This is a genomic window from Paenibacillus sp. FSL L8-0470, assembly GCF_038008625.1.
In the GTDB taxonomy this organism is placed as follows: Bacteria; Bacillota; Bacilli; order Paenibacillales; family Paenibacillaceae; genus Paenibacillus_AQ.
In genome coordinates, this window is record NZ_JBBOZM010000001.1 from 4084136 (window position 1) to 4102126 (window position 17991).

General features: G+C 48.6%; 18 protein-coding genes. 4 read left to right on the plus strand and 14 right to left on the minus strand.

The features are described from left to right. Nucleotides 1-212: 212 nt before the first annotated feature. The 9 genes from NST99_RS18420 to NST99_RS18460 all read right to left on the minus strand — a co-directional run bounded on the left by NST99_RS18420 (nt 213) and on the right by NST99_RS18460 (nt 8459). Nucleotides 213-1529: a hemolysin family protein gene (locus NST99_RS18420; protein WP_341093642.1), complete on the minus strand. Its 1317-nt coding sequence runs from the start codon at nt 1527-1529 to the stop codon at nt 213-215. A 451-nt stretch (nt 1530-1980) separates the two neighbouring features. Beyond that, nucleotides 1981-2490, minus strand: a complete 510-nt coding sequence (gerQ, locus tag NST99_RS18425; protein ID WP_445744975.1) for a spore coat protein GerQ — start codon at nt 2488-2490, stop codon at nt 1981-1983. A gap of 152 nt (nt 2491-2642) precedes the next feature. Beyond that, nucleotides 2643-3065 carry a cell wall hydrolase gene (locus tag NST99_RS18430; protein ID WP_341093643.1) on the minus strand — a complete coding sequence of 141 codons (423 nt, stop codon included), beginning with the start codon at nt 3063-3065 and terminating at the stop codon, nt 2643-2645. Nucleotides 3066-3365: 300 nt separating this feature from the next. After that, nucleotides 3366-3758, minus strand: a complete 393-nt coding sequence (locus NST99_RS18435; protein ID WP_341097691.1) for a DUF2500 domain-containing protein — start codon at nt 3756-3758, stop codon at nt 3366-3368. A 221-nt stretch (nt 3759-3979) separates the two neighbouring features. Next, complete coding sequence (locus NST99_RS18440) at nt 3980-4156, minus strand: hypothetical protein (RefSeq protein ID WP_179091757.1); 177 nt, start codon at nt 4154-4156, stop codon at nt 3980-3982. 158 nt (nt 4157-4314) lie between these two features. Beyond that, nucleotides 4315-4941, minus strand: a complete 627-nt coding sequence (locus NST99_RS18445; protein WP_341093645.1) for a pyridoxamine 5'-phosphate oxidase family protein — start codon at nt 4939-4941, stop codon at nt 4315-4317. A gap of 149 nt (nt 4942-5090) precedes the next feature. After that, a complete protein-coding gene (locus NST99_RS18450) occupies nt 5091-6383 on the minus strand; it encodes a WD40/YVTN/BNR-like repeat-containing protein (protein WP_341093647.1) in 1293 nt (430 codons plus the stop codon). Between the two features lie 26 nt (nt 6384-6409). Continuing rightward, a complete protein-coding gene (locus tag NST99_RS18455) occupies nt 6410-7792 on the minus strand; it encodes an amino acid permease (protein WP_341093649.1) in 1383 nt (460 codons plus the stop codon). 40 nt (nt 7793-7832) lie between these two features. After that, the gene (locus NST99_RS18460; protein ID WP_341093650.1) at nt 7833-8459 is read right to left on the minus strand and encodes a LysE family translocator; all 627 of its coding nucleotides are present in this window, start codon (nt 8457-8459) and stop codon (nt 7833-7835) included. A gap of 147 nt (nt 8460-8606) precedes the next feature. Between NST99_RS18460 and NST99_RS18465 the strand changes: the two genes are divergently transcribed. Continuing rightward, on the plus strand, nt 8607-9533 hold the full coding sequence (locus tag NST99_RS18465) for an L-lactate dehydrogenase (protein WP_341093652.1): 927 nt from the start codon (nt 8607-8609) through the stop codon (nt 9531-9533). Nucleotides 9534-9764: 231 nt separating this feature from the next. Here NST99_RS18465 and NST99_RS18470 read toward each other — a convergent pair whose 3' ends face one another. The 3 genes from NST99_RS18470 to NST99_RS18480 all read right to left on the minus strand — a co-directional run bounded on the left by NST99_RS18470 (nt 9765) and on the right by NST99_RS18480 (nt 13017). Then, entirely contained in the window at nt 9765-10736 is a 972-nt protein-coding gene (locus NST99_RS18470) for a glycoside hydrolase family 113 (protein ID WP_341093654.1), read from the minus strand. A gap of 396 nt (nt 10737-11132) precedes the next feature. Further along, nucleotides 11133-12050, minus strand: a complete 918-nt coding sequence (locus tag NST99_RS18475) for a tyrosine-type recombinase/integrase (RefSeq protein ID WP_341093656.1) — start codon at nt 12048-12050, stop codon at nt 11133-11135. A gap of 31 nt (nt 12051-12081) precedes the next feature. Then, nucleotides 12082-13017 carry a LysR family transcriptional regulator gene (locus NST99_RS18480; protein WP_341093657.1) on the minus strand — a complete coding sequence of 312 codons (936 nt, stop codon included), beginning with the start codon at nt 13015-13017 and terminating at the stop codon, nt 12082-12084. Between the two features lie 142 nt (nt 13018-13159). Here NST99_RS18480 and NST99_RS18485 point away from each other — a divergent pair, with 142 nt between their 5' ends. After that, a complete protein-coding gene (locus NST99_RS18485) occupies nt 13160-14455 on the plus strand; it encodes an APC family permease (protein ID WP_341093658.1) in 1296 nt (431 codons plus the stop codon). A 204-nt stretch (nt 14456-14659) separates the two neighbouring features. On the opposite strand, the gene NST99_RS18490 is transcribed toward NST99_RS18485, so the two are convergent. Further along, a complete protein-coding gene (locus tag NST99_RS18490) occupies nt 14660-14803 on the minus strand; it encodes a hypothetical protein (RefSeq protein ID WP_341093660.1) in 144 nt (47 codons plus the stop codon). A gap of 182 nt (nt 14804-14985) precedes the next feature. Here NST99_RS18490 and NST99_RS18495 point away from each other — a divergent pair, with 182 nt between their 5' ends. Then, nucleotides 14986-15936, plus strand: coding sequence for an alpha/beta hydrolase (locus NST99_RS18495; protein WP_341093662.1), 951 nt, complete (start codon nt 14986-14988; stop codon nt 15934-15936). 200 nt (nt 15937-16136) lie between these two features. Here the strand turns inward: NST99_RS18495 and NST99_RS18500 are convergent, their stop codons facing one another. Further along, on the minus strand, nt 16137-16493 hold the full coding sequence (locus NST99_RS18500; protein ID WP_341093663.1) for a hypothetical protein: 357 nt from the start codon (nt 16491-16493) through the stop codon (nt 16137-16139). Nucleotides 16494-16668: 175 nt separating this feature from the next. Here NST99_RS18500 and NST99_RS18505 point away from each other — a divergent pair, with 175 nt between their 5' ends. Beyond that, nucleotides 16669-17991, plus strand: coding sequence for an outer membrane protein assembly factor BamB family protein (locus NST99_RS18505; protein ID WP_341093665.1), 1323 nt, complete (start codon nt 16669-16671; stop codon nt 17989-17991).

Consider the following 17991-nt stretch of genomic DNA (forward strand, 5'->3'; position numbering starts at 1 on the left):
ACTTCAGCTCACACCATCAATATTATAAAAGGTAAACTTCCTCACAGGATAGAAATGCTATCGCAATGGAAAAGAGGACCAGCAGATCATTATAATTATTCTGATGATTTAGCATTTGGACCTTCCTTTCTCGGATAGATAAGTACAATTACACACAAAAGGCACTGCGCTTATTCTGCGCTAGTGCCTTTTGTGTGTAATGCTTAATAAGTTTATGCTCCAGCTTCCTCCGTCAAAAACTGCAGCTTCAATAGCTTAATCCGGGAAATCCGCTTATTCTCGGTTTCCTCTACCACGAACAGATGGCCGTCGAATTCAACGGTTTGCCCTTTTTGCGGCGGATTGACTTCTAACTTGGAGTATAGCCATCCGCCTATAGTATCATAGTCTTCCGTCTCCATATGAAGCCCCAGTGAGTCGTTGATCTCTTCAATCAGCATGAGGCCGTCTATGGAAAACTCATCCTCCCCCAGTTGCTCAACACCGGGACGCTCTTCATCGAACTCATCCTGAATTTCTCCGACAATCTCCTCCATAATATCCTCAAGCGTAACCATACCTGACGTACCGCCGTATTCGTCAATCAGAATGGCGATTTGAGTCTTCGCCCGCTGCATCACCTTCAGGAGTGCACTGATCTGAATGGACTCTGGAACGGTAAGAATCGGACGAATCAATTCATTGTACTTCGGCGCCTGATCCCGGATGAGATCCTTAATGTGGATAAAGCCAAGAATATGGTCCTTATCGCCATCACAAACCGGATAACGTGTTCTCATTCCGTCAAAGGCAATCTCAAGGTTCTCTTCTGCCGACAGATGACTGTTTAGACAGATCATTTCGGTTCGGGGGATCATAATCTCTCTGGCCATCGTATCGGCAAATTCAAAGATATTGTCCACCAAAGTCATTTCTGTATTGTCGATCAGCCCGCTCTTGTTGCTCTCCTGCATGAGGATGCGGATTTCTTCCTCTGTATGCGCAGTGGCCAGCTCTGAGGCCGGTGCCAGACGGAAGAAACGCAGCAGTCCGCCTGCTAACCCATTGACGAGCCAGATAAATGGATACATGATCCTGTAAAAGACGTTCATCGCACCGGCCGTTAGCAGAAGCACCTTCTCCGCTTTGTTCACCGCAATCGTCTTGGGTGCCAGCTCGCCTAGTACAATATGCAGCACCGTGATGAACATAAAGGCAATAATGAGGGAGATCACATATACGGTTGTTTCACCGAAGCCTAGGCTTGTTACAAGCGGTCCCACAATCGTAGCTATAGCCGGTTCACCCAGCCAGCCGAGTGCGAGCGAGGCAAGCGTAATGCCAAGCTGGCAGGCGGACAGATAAGCATCTAGATTGTGGACAATCTTTCTTGCTGCGGGTGCTCTTTTACTGCCCTCCTCAATCAGTGCTTCAATGCGGCCGCTTCGTACCTTGACCATCGCATATTCAACCGAAACAAAAAAGCCATTAAACAGCACAAGCAAAAGAATAAGACCTACATGTAATATACCGGGTAAAGGGTCGCTCAATTTATACTCCTATCCACCGTTCTTCGTATCAGGTGGATAGGCCCACCTCCTTCGATTTTTCAAAATGTTAGCTAGTGAAACGCCAAACGTTCCTTTCAGTTTCAATTTCCCAATGCCTTCAACTCCTGACTAGAATCACGGATTATAAATATATACATTATTATATTATTACTCACTCCATAAAAACAGGTGTAAACCGGAGTAAAAATATGATCTAGTTTTCCTTCTTATGGACATACTCCGTATAAAAGGTATAAAACAAGGTTAACGAATGCAAAAAAGGTTGTTGATACGCTTTTATATATGTTAAATCTTTCGCACCCGCTCCGTCAAACTTGTTGCCTTCAGCGTGATTATCTAATCCTCCAATTTCACACAAAAAACGGCATCCCCCATTTACAGGCGGGCTGCCGTTTGCAAGTTGTGTTCTATGGATAGTTGTTCAGGTGGATTAACGGAAGTTTCGGGCGACCGGTGGATTTCCGATGACTCCCGGATACTGGTAAGCAAGCGGCTCATCGAAGGTAGCATAATCGAAATAAATCATCAGCAGCACAGTTCTCTGTCCGGTAGCCGGATCACTGATAATGATATGATCCCGCCCGGCTGCTTCCAGCACACCTTTGTAAACCTTGGCATTCCAATCCTTGTTGTTCTCATATGTGAAATAAAAGGTCCCGATCTTGCCCAGGTTGAGGCGGAAAATGTTCTCAATGTAGGATTGTTCAAAGGCCGGGGCTGTGGTAGGCACCACGCTTCCTGTAGGCGTCATGGGGCTCCCGCTGGTGACCTGAGGTGGCATGCTGCCCATGCTCCCCATGCTGCCCATGCTGCCCATACTGCCCATGCTGCCCATGCTGCCCATGTGGCCGCTGGCAGGCATTCCACCTCCGTTCATGCCAGTGGAAGAAGAAGTGCTGCCAATCATATAAGTAACGGGACGGTAAGGTTGACCTATCATTTGTGTAAAACCTCCTAAAAGTTTTGTCAGCATTTGCTTCCTTGATTAACTTCGTGTAGAACATGGTGCGACAGCACAATTTTCGCTTGCCAGTTTCAGCGGGAGAGACAGATTACGGAAGCACGCTGACTCTCCCCGCAGGGCCGGCTGTACTAATATACAGCCGGGCAATCCGCGCTGGTTGGTGTAAAGAAGCAATGGGCTTTGTAGCGGCCGGTGTTCTGCTGGTTATACCAGGTGGCAGGACAATCGCCTACAGGACGAAAGAACCATAAGGCATTAGAGGCCGGCCATCGTCGTTCTCCGGCAATCACTCTTTTGGCCAGGCGAATGTCGGATTCCCGGGCACGCTGATAGAAGTACCCCTTCTGAGGCGCTTCAAAGCCACCTGGACTTTGAAACACCATATCGTTCATATTGCGGATATTGTTGAAGTCCAGGCAATTGCCGAGAATCCGGTTGACGCCGACATTCCCGACCATAAGCATCCCGGCTTCTCCGTCCTCTTCGGCTTCCGCCCGCATCAGCCGCGCAAGCACCTTCACATCTTCCGAGTTCGCTTTGATGACGGCCACACATTCTCCTCCTTTTGCTTCGTAGCAGTTCTGAAGGCATCCGCTCCTTACCGGACTTCTTACCTGCCTCGCAAGCTTCCACATCTCTTGACTGCTCGATGTATTGTATGTGCATTCGCCTAAGAGGTGACAGTTCACGCCTATTTTCTTCCCGTTACCTGGATAGCTTAGTTATGGCTCATAAATCATTTTGCGCGTCATTCCGCCGTCAATGATAAGCTGTGCTCCTGTAACGAATTTATTATCCGAAACCTCATCTCTATTGTAAACCGAACCAAATACATATCACAGACAGTTAAATTAGTCAGCTGTGGAGTAATGCAGGCTGCGCTGAAACCCGTGATACCTTGTGCCTTGGTAAGTCAGCACACCTCTGTCTCCCTCAGCGCTCATGCCGAACTCATTTCCGTCCACTTTAAATTCCATCCTGACACCTTCGTCCGTCTCATAGGTTAAATAGTAGGTTGTACTGGTGCGGCTGCTCTGATTCTCATCCTGAAGCTGCTGCTGGCGGACTTCACTGCGCTTGCTGACGATCCGGGCAGGAACGGTCAACAGGGGTGAGCTGTTGTTCCGGCTCCATTGAAGCAGCCCCCTGCCAGCAGATACAGCGACAATGCCAATCATCAGGGCGAGAAAAATCGGTATTACCGTCCCGGTAAGATCAAACATCCAAGAAGAATCCGGGCCTATCCCCATGACTTATTCCTCCTTAATCCCCATTTTTCAGCTTTCCGCATAACTGCAGTCGCTTCTGTACATGTATATGCCTGTTCCGGTTCATACAGCATCACAAATAGATGAAAACCATATTCGCCGTCAGCTGACGACAGGCTACAAACCAAAAAGACCACCCGGCTCTCAGATTTGAGAACACAAGTGGTCTTTAAAAACGTTCATTCTGCCTATCAATATTAAGCATGTACAAGATCTAAGAGTTGCTTGGTTTCGTTCTCTTCTTCCGGAAGCATTCCGTTGTCCGCCCAGCAGGCTCTGCATTGTTCTTCAGTTTCACAGAGGTGTGCATCATCACAGTTATAGCATAATTGCAGAAGGTTTCTAGTCATATAATCCGTTTCAAAAGTTGTCATTGTAATCTCTCCTATTCGGAATGAAAGTTTGTGAAAAAATGAACTTGCTTTCTATGTGTTAAATATATCACACGGACAGCGCTTTGTCATGTGATTTTTTTCACATTTTTAAAGAAAATTTTAAATACGTTTTTTTGCTTCATTTAAAGCCCAGAGCATCAATACATTCGGTGGGTATAGCTGTCTTGCAGTGAAGCTTTTACTTTTTCTGCGTTCATGCCAGGAAGTTTGGCGTGGTCAGATATCATCTGAGGAACATTCGGCAATTCAGCCTTCGCAATCCAAGAGTCTGGATTCCACAAGCTGGAGCGCTTTAACGATTTTGCACAATGCATATAGCATTCTTCCACTTCAATGACTATGCCTACCAGCGGAGTCCGCCCATGAGATTCCATTCGGACAAGCAGCTCTTCATCACGGACAATATAAGCACGACCATTCACTCTGAGCGTTTCTTCCAGACCCGGAATGAGGAAAATAAGGCCCGCGTTTGGATTGGACAGAATATTCCTTAACGAATCCATTCGGCGGTTACCCGGCCGTTCAGGTATGACAAGATGGTTGTCATCCAGAACAAGCACAAAACCCGGCGCATCCCCTCTGGGTGAGACATCACATAACCCCTCCGCATCGGAAGTGGCCATGATCAACAATGGTGACTTAGCGATAAACTGGCGGCAATGCTCATCCAGGGCATCAATCGCTTTGTTCTTCACCAGTTCGCTTGGATAACCGAGTATAGCACGTAATTCCTCTTCTGACTTGATTGTATTAAAATCATGCATCTTCTTCACTCCATATGTATGAATTTCATAGATTCACCTGCTACTTATTGTAACACAGGGAAATAATGACAAGTGGAAACGGTTGAAGCTAAAATTCTTATATTTTGAAAAAAAGAGACTGCAATCTGCAGCCTCCCCGCTAAATCAACTTACATTACCTTCCAGCTCACGCCCCCATTGGTTGTCTGCAGCAGGATAGATCGCCGAGTTTCTTTTTTCTCAATTAAGAGCCAGCCAACATCCCTTGAAATAAACTGCAGCTTCACAATCTCCGGATATTCCAAGAGCTTGGATTGCAGAACGCTGCTGGCCGGAAGTGTTGTCCAGGTTGCTCCCGCATTAATCGTCTTGTACATCAGATTTCCTTTCAAAGCCCAGCCGAGTTGAGAATTTAAAAAAGCAGGAGCCAGGTGGCGGTTGATCCCTGTCTGGATGCCCAGACCGAACGTAGTAAATGTCCAGCTTGCTCCGCTATTGGCGGTAAAATATCCGTTATATGTGATGGTAGCATCCTTATCTTTCTGGCAGGCCACCGGCAACCACCCGGATGCGCTGTTATTGCCGAAGAATTCCGGTTCTCCGGTGACCACTTTGTCGCAGCCTCTCCACTGTTCATTCACTAGAAACTCCGGTCCCTGACTCCATGTTGCTCCACCGTCTTGAGTCATGTAAATCTTGGGCAGCGCTCCGGTCTGGAGTGTCACGAATCCACGGTCTGTATCCTTAAAGATCATCCCGGTCGTCACGCCCGCCATCGGAATTGCAAGATTTGGCAGCTTCGGATTATATTGCTCGTTCTGCATAACCATATTCCAAGTGGCCCCCCCGTCTGCCGTTGCATACAGCGCTTTGCTTGCTTTAGTGGCATTAATATCCCAGGAGGTCATCAGCCAGCCATGGCTCGGAGAACTGAAGTAGATGGAAGAGATCGTATTCGCATCCGGAAATGAAGAGATTTTCCAGCTCAGTCCCCCATCGGTTGTTCGGAGCACAACGGTTTCCGTCGTTCCAAAAGCACTTCTTACAATCCAGCCGTTCTCTAGATCCGTAAAGAAGATCTCTTGGCTGTACACCGGATTAGACAGAAACTGCACATTTACAGAAGGTGAAATATTCGCCCAGGTTTCCCCGTTATCTTTGGTCATGTAGATCCGAAGTTCATTTTTGGTAACACCCCAGGCCAGTCCTGCAGAATCGGTTAACAATCTGAAATCCGTAAGCCGGGTCTGAATTTGATATTTAGGTGTATCTTTATTGACTAAGTTTTTGGCGTCGGGTGTAATCAGGGTAATCGTCTGCCCTTCTTCCGGCGCTTCCGTCGGCTGAGGTGGCTGAGTGGGCTCAGGAGCAGGAGAAGAAGAGCAAGCCGAGAGTATGAGTAGGCTCAGGAGAACCACCAGTAGCGTTCTCAGAACCTTGAAATCTGCTGTTTGGGATGACAAAGCTCTCTCTCCTCTTCTGTTATCGTTTATTTTTGATTCAGTTTGCTGTTTTTGTATCCGTACAGAAAATAGATCAGTAGTCCGACAGCCAGCCAGATGACAAAGCCGATCCAAGTCTCTCTCCCCAGATTATACATTAAATAAGCGCAGGTTGCCGCACTAAGCAGGGGGATGTATGGCACCCAAGGCACCGTGAACCCTCTTTTCAGATTCGGATGGGTACGGCGCAGCACAATTACACCCAAGGACACCACGAGAAAAGCGAACAGTGTTCCAATGCTGGTCAGGTTAGCCAGCCGGTCCAGTGGAACAAATCCGGTGAGCACGGCGATCAATCCTCCGACCATCCAGGTGCTGCGCACGGGGGTATGCGTTTTGGCGCTTACTTTGGACCAGCTTTTCGGCAGCAGCCCGTCCCGTGAGATCGCGAACAAGAGACGGGTCTGGCCGAAGAGCATAACAAGCAGAACCGTGGTCATCCCGGCAATAGCGCCTACAGAGATTAGACCGGCAATCATATTCTGGTCCACGAATCGCAGGGCGTAGGAAACAGGATCACTGACATTCAGGCTTTGATAAGGTACGATCCCTGTCAGAACCAGCGAGACAGTAATGTACAGCACGGTGCAGATTGCAAGGGATGAAATGATTCCGATAGGCAAATCACGCTGCGGGCGCTTCACCTCTTCCGCAGCAGTCGATATGGCATCAAAGCCGATATAGGCGAAAAAAACGGTAGCCGCCCCATTCACCACCCCATGAAAGCCAAATGGTAAAAATGGCGTCCAGTTCTCCGGTTTCACATAGAAAAATCCCGTAACTATGAAGAGAAGCACTACAGACAGCTTAATCACAACCATAATTGCATTAAAGCGGGCCGTTTCCTTGACTCCGCGAGTCAACAAATAGGAGATCAGCAAAATAATGATCATGGCGGGCAGATTTAGATAAGTGCCTTTGTCCGCATTATAAGCCCCGGAGAGTGCTGTGGGCAAATGCAGGCCGAAACCATCCAGCAGGCCCTGGAAGTAACCGGACCATCCACTGCTTACCGCCGCTGCCGCAACCCCATATTCCAGCACCAGATCCCAGCCCAGAATCCAGGCCAGTAACTCGCCGAAAGCGACATAGCTATAGGCATAAGCGCTGCCGGACACCGGGAGCGTTGAAGCAAATTCTGAATAACACAGTGCGGACAGCACGCAGGCAAACCCGGCGAGAATGAAGGAGAGCACAAGGCCCGGCCCGGCATGCTCTGCGGCTGCGACTCCTGTCATAACAAATATCCCGGTGCCGATAATGGCCCCTACACCAAGTGTTGTAAGATCCAGCGCACCCAGTGTCTTGCTCAGTTTAGCGCCATCGGCGCTTTGAGGCGCGGTCAGCGGTTTTTTGCGGAATAAATCCATTCTTAAATTCTCTCCTGTCGATGATATGAATGTGGAACTCCTAGGGTGCCGTGGTCAGCAGCTTCATGCCCAGTCCGACAAATATAACTCCGGCTGCGATGTTGGCGCCTTCCTGCACACGGGGCTTCTCCAGAAATTTGCTGCTGAAGGCACCGGCAAAATAAGCAAGCGCTCCGAAGATCAGAGCGGTCAGCACAATAAAGATAAGTCCAAGCACAAGCATCTGCAAAGGTACAACACCATAGTCATAATTCACGAATTGCGGCAGAAAGGTCAGAAAGAAGATGGCCACTTTGGGATTGAGAATATTCATAATCAGTCCTCTTCGCAGCAATGCCCTTTCATCCTTCTTCTCGCCATCGTTCACTAAGAGCGTTGCTTTACGGTGCTTCAATGATTTGTAGGCCAGGTTAAATAAATACAGTGCACCGGCAATCTTAAACAGGGTGAACAGCAGCGGAGATGTCTTCACAATGATTGACAATCCCAGTGCTGCAGCCAAAGTATGTACTGTATTCCCCAGTGCCAGTCCAACAGCGGTGTAGACACCTGCTTTCCGGCCATTCGTAATCCCCTGGGTAACAGCGAAAATAAGATCCGGACCCGGAATAAGGATCAGCAGAATGGCAGCCCCAAGGTACATAAATAGTGTAGCAATACTAAACATAGCTACCTCCTCTCTGCGAAAGCACGTTGTTAGCTTGCCCGTTTTCGGGTAATGGATTAAAAACAAGCTGCTTGAAAACACTAACTCCAGAGCTTATGATGGATAGGATTGGACACAAAAAAATCGAAATTCGGAGGAGATGGAACAATGGCCCCCCCATTTAAGCCCAATCGTGTCGTAGTTATCGGTACCGGTGCAGTCGGTACAACAACCGCATATACGCTGCTTCTGCGCAGACGGATGCCTGAATTGGTACTTATCGATGTCAATCACCAGAAAGCGCTGGGTGAAGCACTTGACATGAACCACGGCATGCCGTTTGTCGGCGGTGTAAAACTGTGGGCAGGAACCTATGAAGATTGCCGGGAAGCGGATATTATTATCGTAACCGCCGGCGCCTCCCAGAAGCCGGGTGAGACCCGGATTGATCTTCTGCGAAAGAACATCTCGATTTTTAAAGATATCATCCAAAAGATTACGAAATACAATCAGCATGCCATTCTGCTGATTGCAACGAATCCGGTAGATATCCTGGCTTATGCCACTCTTAAGATCAGCGGCTTCGACCGCAGACGGGTCATCGGTTCCGGTACGGTGCTTGACAGTGCACGGTTCCGCTATTTGATCGGTCTTCATAAAGAAATAGATCCCCGCAGCATTCATGGTCAAATAATCGGTGAACACGGTGACTCCGAGCTTCCGGTATGGAGCCTTGCCAACGTGGCCGGCATCGATTTGGGCTTTGATGAAGCGGAACGCAAGGAGATCTTTGAAGACACCAAGAACGCCGCCTATGAAATTATCGACGCCAAAGGTTCTACCTCATATGCGATTGCTCTTGCCCTGGACCGGATCGTGGTTTCCATTCTGAACAATGAAGGTGCTGTGCTGAATGTCTCCACGCTGCTGAACAACTATAACGGAGTTTCAGATGTGTTCCTCGGTGCTCCATGTGTCGTTGACCGCTCCGGCGTTCGCGAAGTGCTGGATCTGCCGCTGAGTGAAGACGAAAAGGCAATGTTCCAGAAATCTGCAGAGAAGCTCAAAGCGGAAATTTCCAAGCTTGAATTGTAACCATTTTACTGGTTAGCACGGGGTTGTCCTGGTCATTTCAATGACTGGGACAGCCTTGTTTTATGCTTCCCGCACGCAAAAGAAACCGCCCTTCAAGCGGATGGAATATTAACCCCGCGAATAGAAGGACGGATTTTCCTTAAGTACTATAACATGAATCTTTTTTGCCTGACAATGATATTAATCTAATGCTTTAAATTTCCAAGAGCGTTCCCGACCCTTGAGACAGAGTTATTTTGTGACTAGCAATTTGTAATACTCTTTCAGCACTTGTTCCGCTTCCTTACCGTAAATATCAAATCCATTGTTGGACGAAGCCTCTTCCAGAGCGTAGAGCTTTGTACTCCAATCCCACCAGAAGAAACCGGCGAACCAAGGCTCATTCCAAAAGGTTTCAAGTGCCGAACGATAAAAGTTAGCCTGCTCGCTTTCCGAATGAGGCAGATCCTTATGCGTAAAGTCCCACGGCATAGTGGCACAGCCGAGTGCGCTGCGGCAGCCAATTTCGATAAAAACAAGCGGCTTGTTGAATCTTTCGGCTAAAGCCTTAAGCCGGGGTTTCTGCTTCTCCCAGACAGTGAGCATATTCGCATAGGAATCACCCGGCACAGAGGCTACAGGATAATATGCGCTGGTTCCGATGAGATCGACCGCATCGAGCCACTGAATCCCTTCTTCTTTGCCATGATTGGCATTGTAAACGATGGGGCCGGTATATAGGCTCTTCACCTCACGGATAACTTCCCGCCATTCTGCTTCCCTATATTCTGTAGCTACCATTTCACAACCTATACAGAACATTTCGCAGCCCAGCTCCTCTGCCAGCTCCGCATAATGCTTCAAGAAATTCGTGTAGGACTCGAACCAGGCTGCCCAATAGGCGTCTCCATCCTCAGGAAATCCGATCCGCGCTCTCCAAATCCCGTCTCTGGAGTTGACTACAGGCTTCAAGCAGACCTTCAGGCCCAGCTCCTTCGCGTTTCGCACCGCATGTTCGATATCCCGATCTGTCGGCGTATAACCGTAATCAAAGTGAATATCTGTTGAGAACACTGTATCCTGCCAGGTCCAGAAGGACAAAGCGATCCACTCACTTCCGGTATCCGCCAGCTTTTTCATCGAATCCGCTGCATAATCTTTCCGGTACTCTCCTCTTTTTGTTTCCCAGCCATAAGTCATTCCTTTAAAAAAAACTTCCTTCATCCCCAAGTCCTCCTATTAGTTAGTAATAACATGTTCTTTCGTGTACCATTTTCCGTAAATCATTGCTACAGAAATTAAACATTAGATGTAGTTCTTTAGTTCAAATAATATAGTTATTATTAAAAACCTTAATAACAGTTAGAATAAATCAAACAATTAATAATAACAAGTTATTTTTGTTATAAAAAAAGGCCCGAACCGCGTGAGTCATTTAGCGGCCGTGCCTATCAGTGAGGATAACAATTATTCTATTTGCTGGTTGACCTCAAGATAGGATGCGAATTCTGCATCCACTTCCAAAATGACCACATATCTGTGTTTAAGCTGGCAATTGTACAAAACAAGATATAATTAACATATTATTAGTTATGTAAACAATTCGAAATAATGATTTTTCTAGTTCTTCTGCGGAAACTGAATCTGCAGCCTGGACATGGCTTCTTCCTTCTCCCGGCTTGTAATATGCGTATAAACCGTTGTAGTCTGTATGGACGAATGTCCCAGCAGCTCCTGCACAGTACGCAAATCCGCCCCCTTGCGCAGCAGCATTGTGGCAAAGGAGTGACGCAGCTTATGGCTGGAGTACGGCCGGCGGTGAACCATCGGCACTTCCTGCTGAAAACGGCTAAAGGTGTCTGCAGCTATGCCCTGTATTCCCCGTATCGAGAGTCTGCGTCCTTTCTGAGAGATAAACATCGCCTCCTCTTTGCTAAGCCAAGGGGTGAGACGTTCGTTCAAGGCTTGCTGCAGAAAAGGGGCGACATCCTCCGGCACTGGCACATTGCGCCATTTGCGTCCTTTGCCAAATACACGCAGTGTACGCCGTTCTGCATTATAATCACTCAAATTCAGCGTATGGACTTCCCCCACCCGCAGCCCCATATAGGACATCAGTAAGAAAACAGCCAAATTGCGGCTCCGGTATTTGCCTTCTACAGCAGACAAAAACCGCTGCAGATCCACTTCATCCAGATAGACCGGCTCACGGTTTTTTTCGGTTTTGGATTTCTTGATCCCGGCCGCCGGATTGGCTGTCAGCAATTCCAGCTCGATGAGTGCCTTAAACAAACAATTAACCGAGGCATGCTTGCGGTTACGCGTCGCATCGCTTACCCCGCGTTCACGGACCGAGGTCAGATAGGACACTACTTGAAGCTTTTTAACGGATTCCAGACTTCTGCCATTCAGGCTCCCAAGAAACTCCCGCACATCAGCAAGATAGGATTTCTGTGTGTACGCTGTAAATCCGGCATCCTTCATCCAGATCAGAAAGGCCTCAAGCTCTTCTTCATAGTCAGGCCCCAATTTGTTCATGTATGTCCTCCTCCCCCATGATTTCAACAACTTATTGTACCACGGAATTTAATACACCTTCATTAGTATTTGTACTTCTCCACATTGCCGCATGTTTCTCTACCGTCAGCAAAAATTCCTGAAGTGCCGGCGATTTCCATTTCTTTAGATGGTAGACAGTCTGTGTAGCAACCCGCTGCGATTCATCATTCCAGTTCAGCCGGGCCAGCTTGCCGGCGGCCAGCTCGCTTCTTACCGAAATCAGCGGCAGGAATGAGATGCCGAGGCCGGACATGACACACTGCTTGATCGCCTCGATACTCCAGAATTCCAGCTTAGGATCGGGAAACACCCCCTGGCTGTTCAAATGACGCTCAAACAAAATCCGGTAGGTACAGCCTGTTTCTGTAAACAGGATGGTTTCATTCTTAAGGTGCTGCGGTTCGACACTCTCCTGCTGTAGCAAAGGATGATCCGGCGGTGCAATAAGCGTCATCTCTTCATGAATCAATGTTTCACTGCACAAGTCTTTATATTCCGCCTCCGGCTGCAGCAGAAAAGCCAAATCCAGCTCACCGGAGCGGACGGACTCTGCCAGCTCCCAGCAGACGCCTGGTTTCAGTGTGATTTGAACCTGCGGATATTGCCCGCGGAATTCCTTAATGATGCCCGGCAGACGGAAGGCGGCCAGCGATTCTGGCGCACCAATCCGCAGGACTCCCGATACCTCATTCTCTGCACGCAGGGCATTCTGGGCCAAAGAGTGCATCCGGTGAATTTCCTGCGCATAAGGCAGCAGGCGGCGGCCGGCATCGGTCAGAATAATTTTTTTGCTGATGCGGTCAAACAAAGGCTGGCCAAGCTCTGCCTCCAGCGCTTGAATCTGCGCAGTAATACTGGACTGGGCATAGTCCAGCTTTTGAGCAGCACGGGTAAAACTGCCTGCCTCTACGACTACTAGAAACGTAAATAAATGCCGCGATTCCATATGACTCTCACCAACCTTCCCGGAAGGAATGTATCATCGGTTTTTCGAATGGATAATATTCAAATTTTCCGTTTTTCCTATGGATACATTATCTGATACTCTATAACTAAATTCAAGGTAAAAGGAAAGCGGGATCTTATTTATGAAGGAAACTCATACATTGCAACGAAACATCGGTATGCCGCAAGCCATTGCCCTATACATTGGAGCCGTGCTTGGTTCAGGTATATTAATCGTACCCGGACTGGCCGCGGAAATGGCCGGTCCGGCTTCCCTGCTGGCCTGGGGATTCATGACCCTGCTGATTCTGCCTCTGGCTTTGTCTATGGGTCTCCTCTCCGCTAAATTCCCAAATGCCGGAGGTGTGTCCCATTTCGTCACTTTGGCCTTCGGTCCCAAGGCCGGAGCCTTGGTGGGCTGGTTCTTCCTGATGTCGGTGCCCATTGGCGGACCTGTGGCTGCGCTGACAGGAGCCGGGTATATGACGGCCGCCATGGGCTGGGGAGATGGAGCCCGAATCGCTATCGCCGCCGTGATGCTGGCCATTGGCCTGATCACGAACTGGATGGGCATGCAGGTCGCAGGCAAAGTACAAATTGCCGTCGTAATCGCAATCATTGCTGTGCTGGTATTCTCGTTTGCCACCGCACTCCCCCGCATGGAAAGCACGCATTTCACGCCTTTTGTTCCCCGTGGCTGGTTAAGCATCGGGCAGGCGGCAGCTATTCTCTTCTGGTGTTTCATCGGCTGGGAGGCAGTCTCCCATCTTTCAGAAGAGTTCAAGGACCCGCAGCGTGCAGCTGTTAAGGGGGTCACCATCGCCGCTATTATCGTAGGGGTGCTCTATTTCTTATCCGCGCTGGCTACAGTTGGAACCCAAAGCTACCTCCGTGGAGGCGCTGATTCCTCGCTCGTCTGGATCATCAGCCAGCCGCTTGGCGCATGGGGCGGCTTCATCGCCGGTCTTACCGGCCTGTTCATCTGCACCGCGACGATTATCGCCTATTCCAGCGCTGCATCACGGGTGGCCTTTGCCTTGTCCCGTCAGGGCTATGCTCCCAAGTGGATGGGACGCCTGTCCAACCGGTACAAGACGCCCACTGGGGCTATTGGTTTCTTGTTGCTTTGTTTTGCTGCAGTACTGCTCCTTTACGGCAGTGGCCTGCTCTCCATCACCACGCTGATCCAGTTCCCCAATGCCACTTTCATCCTGACGTACATTGGAGGCTGCGCAGCCGGAATCCGGCTGCTCAAAGGCAACAGGCTTGGAGTAACGATCAGCTGGATATCTTTTATCGCCACATTGGCGGTGTTTCCATTTACGGGGTGGGCAATACTGTATCCGCTGCTGATTACGATCGTCTTTATCGTCGTCGCCGTGTTGGGCAATAAACGCAGCTCCGGCAGCGGTTACTCTCAGACACTGGAACATCGTTAGTCGGCGCACAGGACCCTTGAATAGAGCAGGCCGCATCCTCTTTGCTGGGCAAGGAGGGTGCGGCCTGTTTTCTTTTGAAGGGACTGTCCAAATAACGGAAAGGATGCGCAAGCGGGAAGATCAACTGGAATGTAAGCGAATCTCTGCTGACTGAGGCGGTTTCCGGCAGTGGAAGTGCGGCATAATAAATGAAGGGTAACGACTTTACGCTGATTCTAAACAAGCGACCGCCGCCCACAGCAGCTGGTCACTTTCACTCTGCAGGGCAATACTTTCAGCGGAATCGTATGCGGAATGCTCTTCGAACATTTCATTGGCCTGCTGTTCAGTGATCGGATAGTCTTTCAATCGTTCTTCCTCCCCGGTTAGTCAATGAATATACGCTTTATCCCTAGCAAACCGTTCGCTTTTGGGCTAAAAGTTTTAGGGAGGTTAACGGGGACTGCTACGCGTTTCGTTTCAGGAAGACCGCATACGGTTATGGATTGAAGAGAGATAGAACCCATATTTCATTAAAGGAGACGATAAACATGCCCGAAAATAAAAAGATCGTTCTCGAACCGGCAGCGCAGAAGTTTGCCGATGACAATGCAAAGCCCCCTTTCCTTCCAGACCTCGGTCCTGAAAAGGGCCGAGAAACGGTGGATACCGTTCAATCCGGTGAAATAAAAAAACCGGAGACCGATATCCAGGATCTCTCTGTTCCCGGTGGACCCAAAGGTGAGGTTCCGATCCGAATTGTTCGTCCGGTTAACTCTTCTGCTTCATCACTTCCTGTTATCTTATACATTCACGGTGCCGGTTGGGTATTCGGTAACAGCCATACTCACGACCGGCTCATTCGTGAACTGGCCGCCGGCGCGGATGCGGCCGTTGTTTTTCCGGAATACAGCCTGTCCCCGGAAGCTAAGTATCCTACAGCAATTGAGGAAATTTATGCGGTGCTGGAATGGATCTCCAATCATGGTTCCGAACATGGTCTTGACAGGGGTCGATTAACTGTAGCTGGTGACAGTGTCGGAGGCAATATGACTGCGGCCATCACGCTGATGGCCAAAGAACGCAAAGGCCCGGCAATCAGCAAGCAGCTGCTGTTTTATCCGGTAACCGACGCTTCATTCGATACGGAATCGTATCACCAGTTCGCCGAAGGTTATTTCCTCCAGCGTGAAGGGATGAAGTGGTTTTGGGATCAATATACAACAGATCCGCAGGAACGGGCTCAGATTACCGCTTCCCCGCTGCGGGCCAGCCTAGAGCAGCTCAGCGGTTTGCCGGAAGCCCTGATTATTACGGGAGAAGCCGATGTACTGCGGGATGAAGGCGAGGCCTATGCCGCCAAATTGCGTGAAGCGGGCGTAACGGTAACAGCGGTACGGTTTCAAGGCATCATCCATGACTTTGTCATGCTGAATGCGCTCGCGGACACGAATGCTAATAAAGGAGCACTGCTCTTAGCAACAGCGTGGCTGCGGCAGTAGTGCTGAAAGAAACAAGACAAGATATATGTAACGTGAAATCAGGCCAGCTTCGGGTGTATTCCGAAGCTGGCCTGATGCCTTAAAAACGGCTTAATTTCAGTAAAGTGTGCAGCTGCTCAGCAGTTATTTTTACAAATAAAATATTTAACCGCCTTCCCGCACAAATCCGCTGAAGCTGTAGCCTGGGTTAGTTCCGATTGTTATTTACGCTGACTGTAAAATTCCGCCGCTTTGGTCAGCATGTCCTTCAACGAACTGAAGGAAGTCGTATGACTGACATGCTCATTCAACTGATCCTGGGGCAGGGATTTCAAATCCTCCGCCGAAGATGCAGAGAAACCTCCGCTTTGCAGCAGCTCCTGCAGTGACTCAAAAGGCGTAAACTGTTGCAGAAACGATCCTGACAGCAACTGATCCAAAGGGAGTTTCTCCATCAATTGATCCAGCGGCAGCTGATCTAGTGGCAGCTTTTGCAGCAGATCGCCCACTCCGCCTTCTTTAACCGTATCCACCAGACCTTGTATTTTCTCACCGAATCCTCCAAAATTGAATCCCATAACAAGCCCTCCTGTAAAATCTTAGTTGCCCCTTATTACCCCAATCTGGACCGGTTGAATTACTTATTTACATATTAATTATTATGTTAACTAATAAACAACTTCCTTATTTTAGAAACTTAATGAGCATTTATACGTCTAACTAAATATGAACATTCACAAGGAGATGACTCTTTTGCCACAAGTAAAAACAATTCTCACATCACTTCTCGCTGTTTCCCTATTGTCATCCGGTACCACCCTAACGTTGCAAGGAACGGCCACTGATACCGCCTATGCAGCATCCGCCAGCGCCACTTCTGTGAAACCCGCCAAGGACACCTCACTCCCCTTAAAGTGGTCCACAACAACGGACGGCATTGGCATGTATGACAAACTGCCTATCTTGAACGGTATCCTCTATTACTCCGCCTACCCTACACTGTACGCCAAAAATATAGCTACCGGCCAAGTGAAATGGTCCTACAAAAATGGCGGGGAGCCTCAGATCGTGACGAACAACTCCGTCTTTTTTATTGACAATAACGAACAACTCGTAAAAGTATCCGCTGACACGGGGAAACTGCTGTGGAAGGTGAAAGTGTCAAAGTTCCCCATAGAAATTGGTGCTCAGGTCCGTCTGATTAACGGAAAAATATATTTCTCCAATGAACGTGGCGGTGTAGCTGTCTACCATCCGGTTACAGGAAAGAAAATTTGGGAGAATACGGATATTCCCATGTATGTAGGGACCATTTACGGAGAATATAAAGGCGCACTCGTCGTCTCCAGCACCGTAGATAATATACGCACACAATTTTTCGGACTAGATCTTGCTACTGGCAAGAAGTTATGGAGAACAGAAGGCTTTTACGAATATGTGGGTGTTCAGGATGGACATTTGCTGCTGCGGAAACAAGTAAAAGAACATTATGATGCTGAAACCACCCCTGTTGCGGGTCATGTATTAACACTGGTCCAATTGGACCCGGCAACAGGCAAAATATCAGGCCAAGAAGACTACAAGCCTCTGAATGACATTGACAGAATGAGCAATTACTACACTTCCATTCAGAATCCATATATCTACACGGTAGTTGGAAATCTTGATAAAGATGAATATACGCTAACACGGTTTACACGCAGCCAGGACAAAGAAACAGCGGAAAAAAGCTATGAAAGCTATGGCAGATGGCTGGCCGGCCCTACAAACGGAATGGCATTTTTTCAAAAAGGAACCCAAATCACCGGAGTCAATCTTAAGAATGACCGTGTTGTGAATTTCAACAATCCGGCAAGCAAGGTTGAACGTCTGCAGCGGGTTGGCAAGGCTGTATTCGCCATTTACGAGAACGGGTACCTCTCCATTAATCATGCGGATACCGGAGCCTTGTACGGGATTATCAAAACCGGAGCCGGCTACCACTATTTTGGCAATGTTACGATCGAAAAAGGAATCGCACTGATCCCGACAGAGCGTAAATTGCTGGCCGTAGCCTTGCCTAAAGAATTGCAGTAA

Coding starts and splice junctions, on each gene's coding strand:
- NST99_RS18475 (WP_341093656.1), bottom strand. CDS start 12,050: ATGAACAAATTGGGGCCTGACTATGAAGAAGAGCTTGAGGCCTTTCTG.
- gerQ (WP_445744975.1), bottom strand. CDS start 2,490: ATGATAGGTCAACCTTACCGTCCCGTTACTTATATGATTGGCAGCACT.
- NST99_RS18460 (WP_341093650.1), bottom strand. CDS start 8,459: ATGTTTAGTATTGCTACACTATTTATGTACCTTGGGGCTGCCATTCTG.
- NST99_RS18470 (WP_341093654.1), bottom strand. CDS start 10,736: ATGAAGGAAGTTTTTTTTAAAGGAATGACTTATGGCTGGGAAACAAAA.
- NST99_RS18480 (WP_341093657.1), bottom strand. CDS start 13,017: ATGGAATCGCGGCATTTATTTACGTTTCTAGTAGTCGTAGAGGCAGGC.
- NST99_RS18485 (WP_341093658.1), top strand. CDS start 13,160: ATGAAGGAAACTCATACATTGCAACGAAACATCGGTATGCCGCAAGCC.
- NST99_RS18465 (WP_341093652.1), top strand. CDS start 8,607: ATGGCCCCCCCATTTAAGCCCAATCGTGTCGTAGTTATCGGTACCGGT.
- NST99_RS18500 (WP_341093663.1), bottom strand. CDS start 16,493: ATGGGATTCAATTTTGGAGGATTCGGTGAGAAAATACAAGGTCTGGTG.
- NST99_RS18495 (WP_341093662.1), top strand. CDS start 14,986: ATGCCCGAAAATAAAAAGATCGTTCTCGAACCGGCAGCGCAGAAGTTT.
- NST99_RS18445 (WP_341093645.1), bottom strand. CDS start 4,941: ATGCATGATTTTAATACAATCAAGTCAGAAGAGGAATTACGTGCTATA.
- NST99_RS18440 (WP_179091757.1), bottom strand. CDS start 4,156: ATGACAACTTTTGAAACGGATTATATGACTAGAAACCTTCTGCAATTA.
- NST99_RS18455 (WP_341093649.1), bottom strand. CDS start 7,792: ATGGATTTATTCCGCAAAAAACCGCTGACCGCGCCTCAAAGCGCCGAT.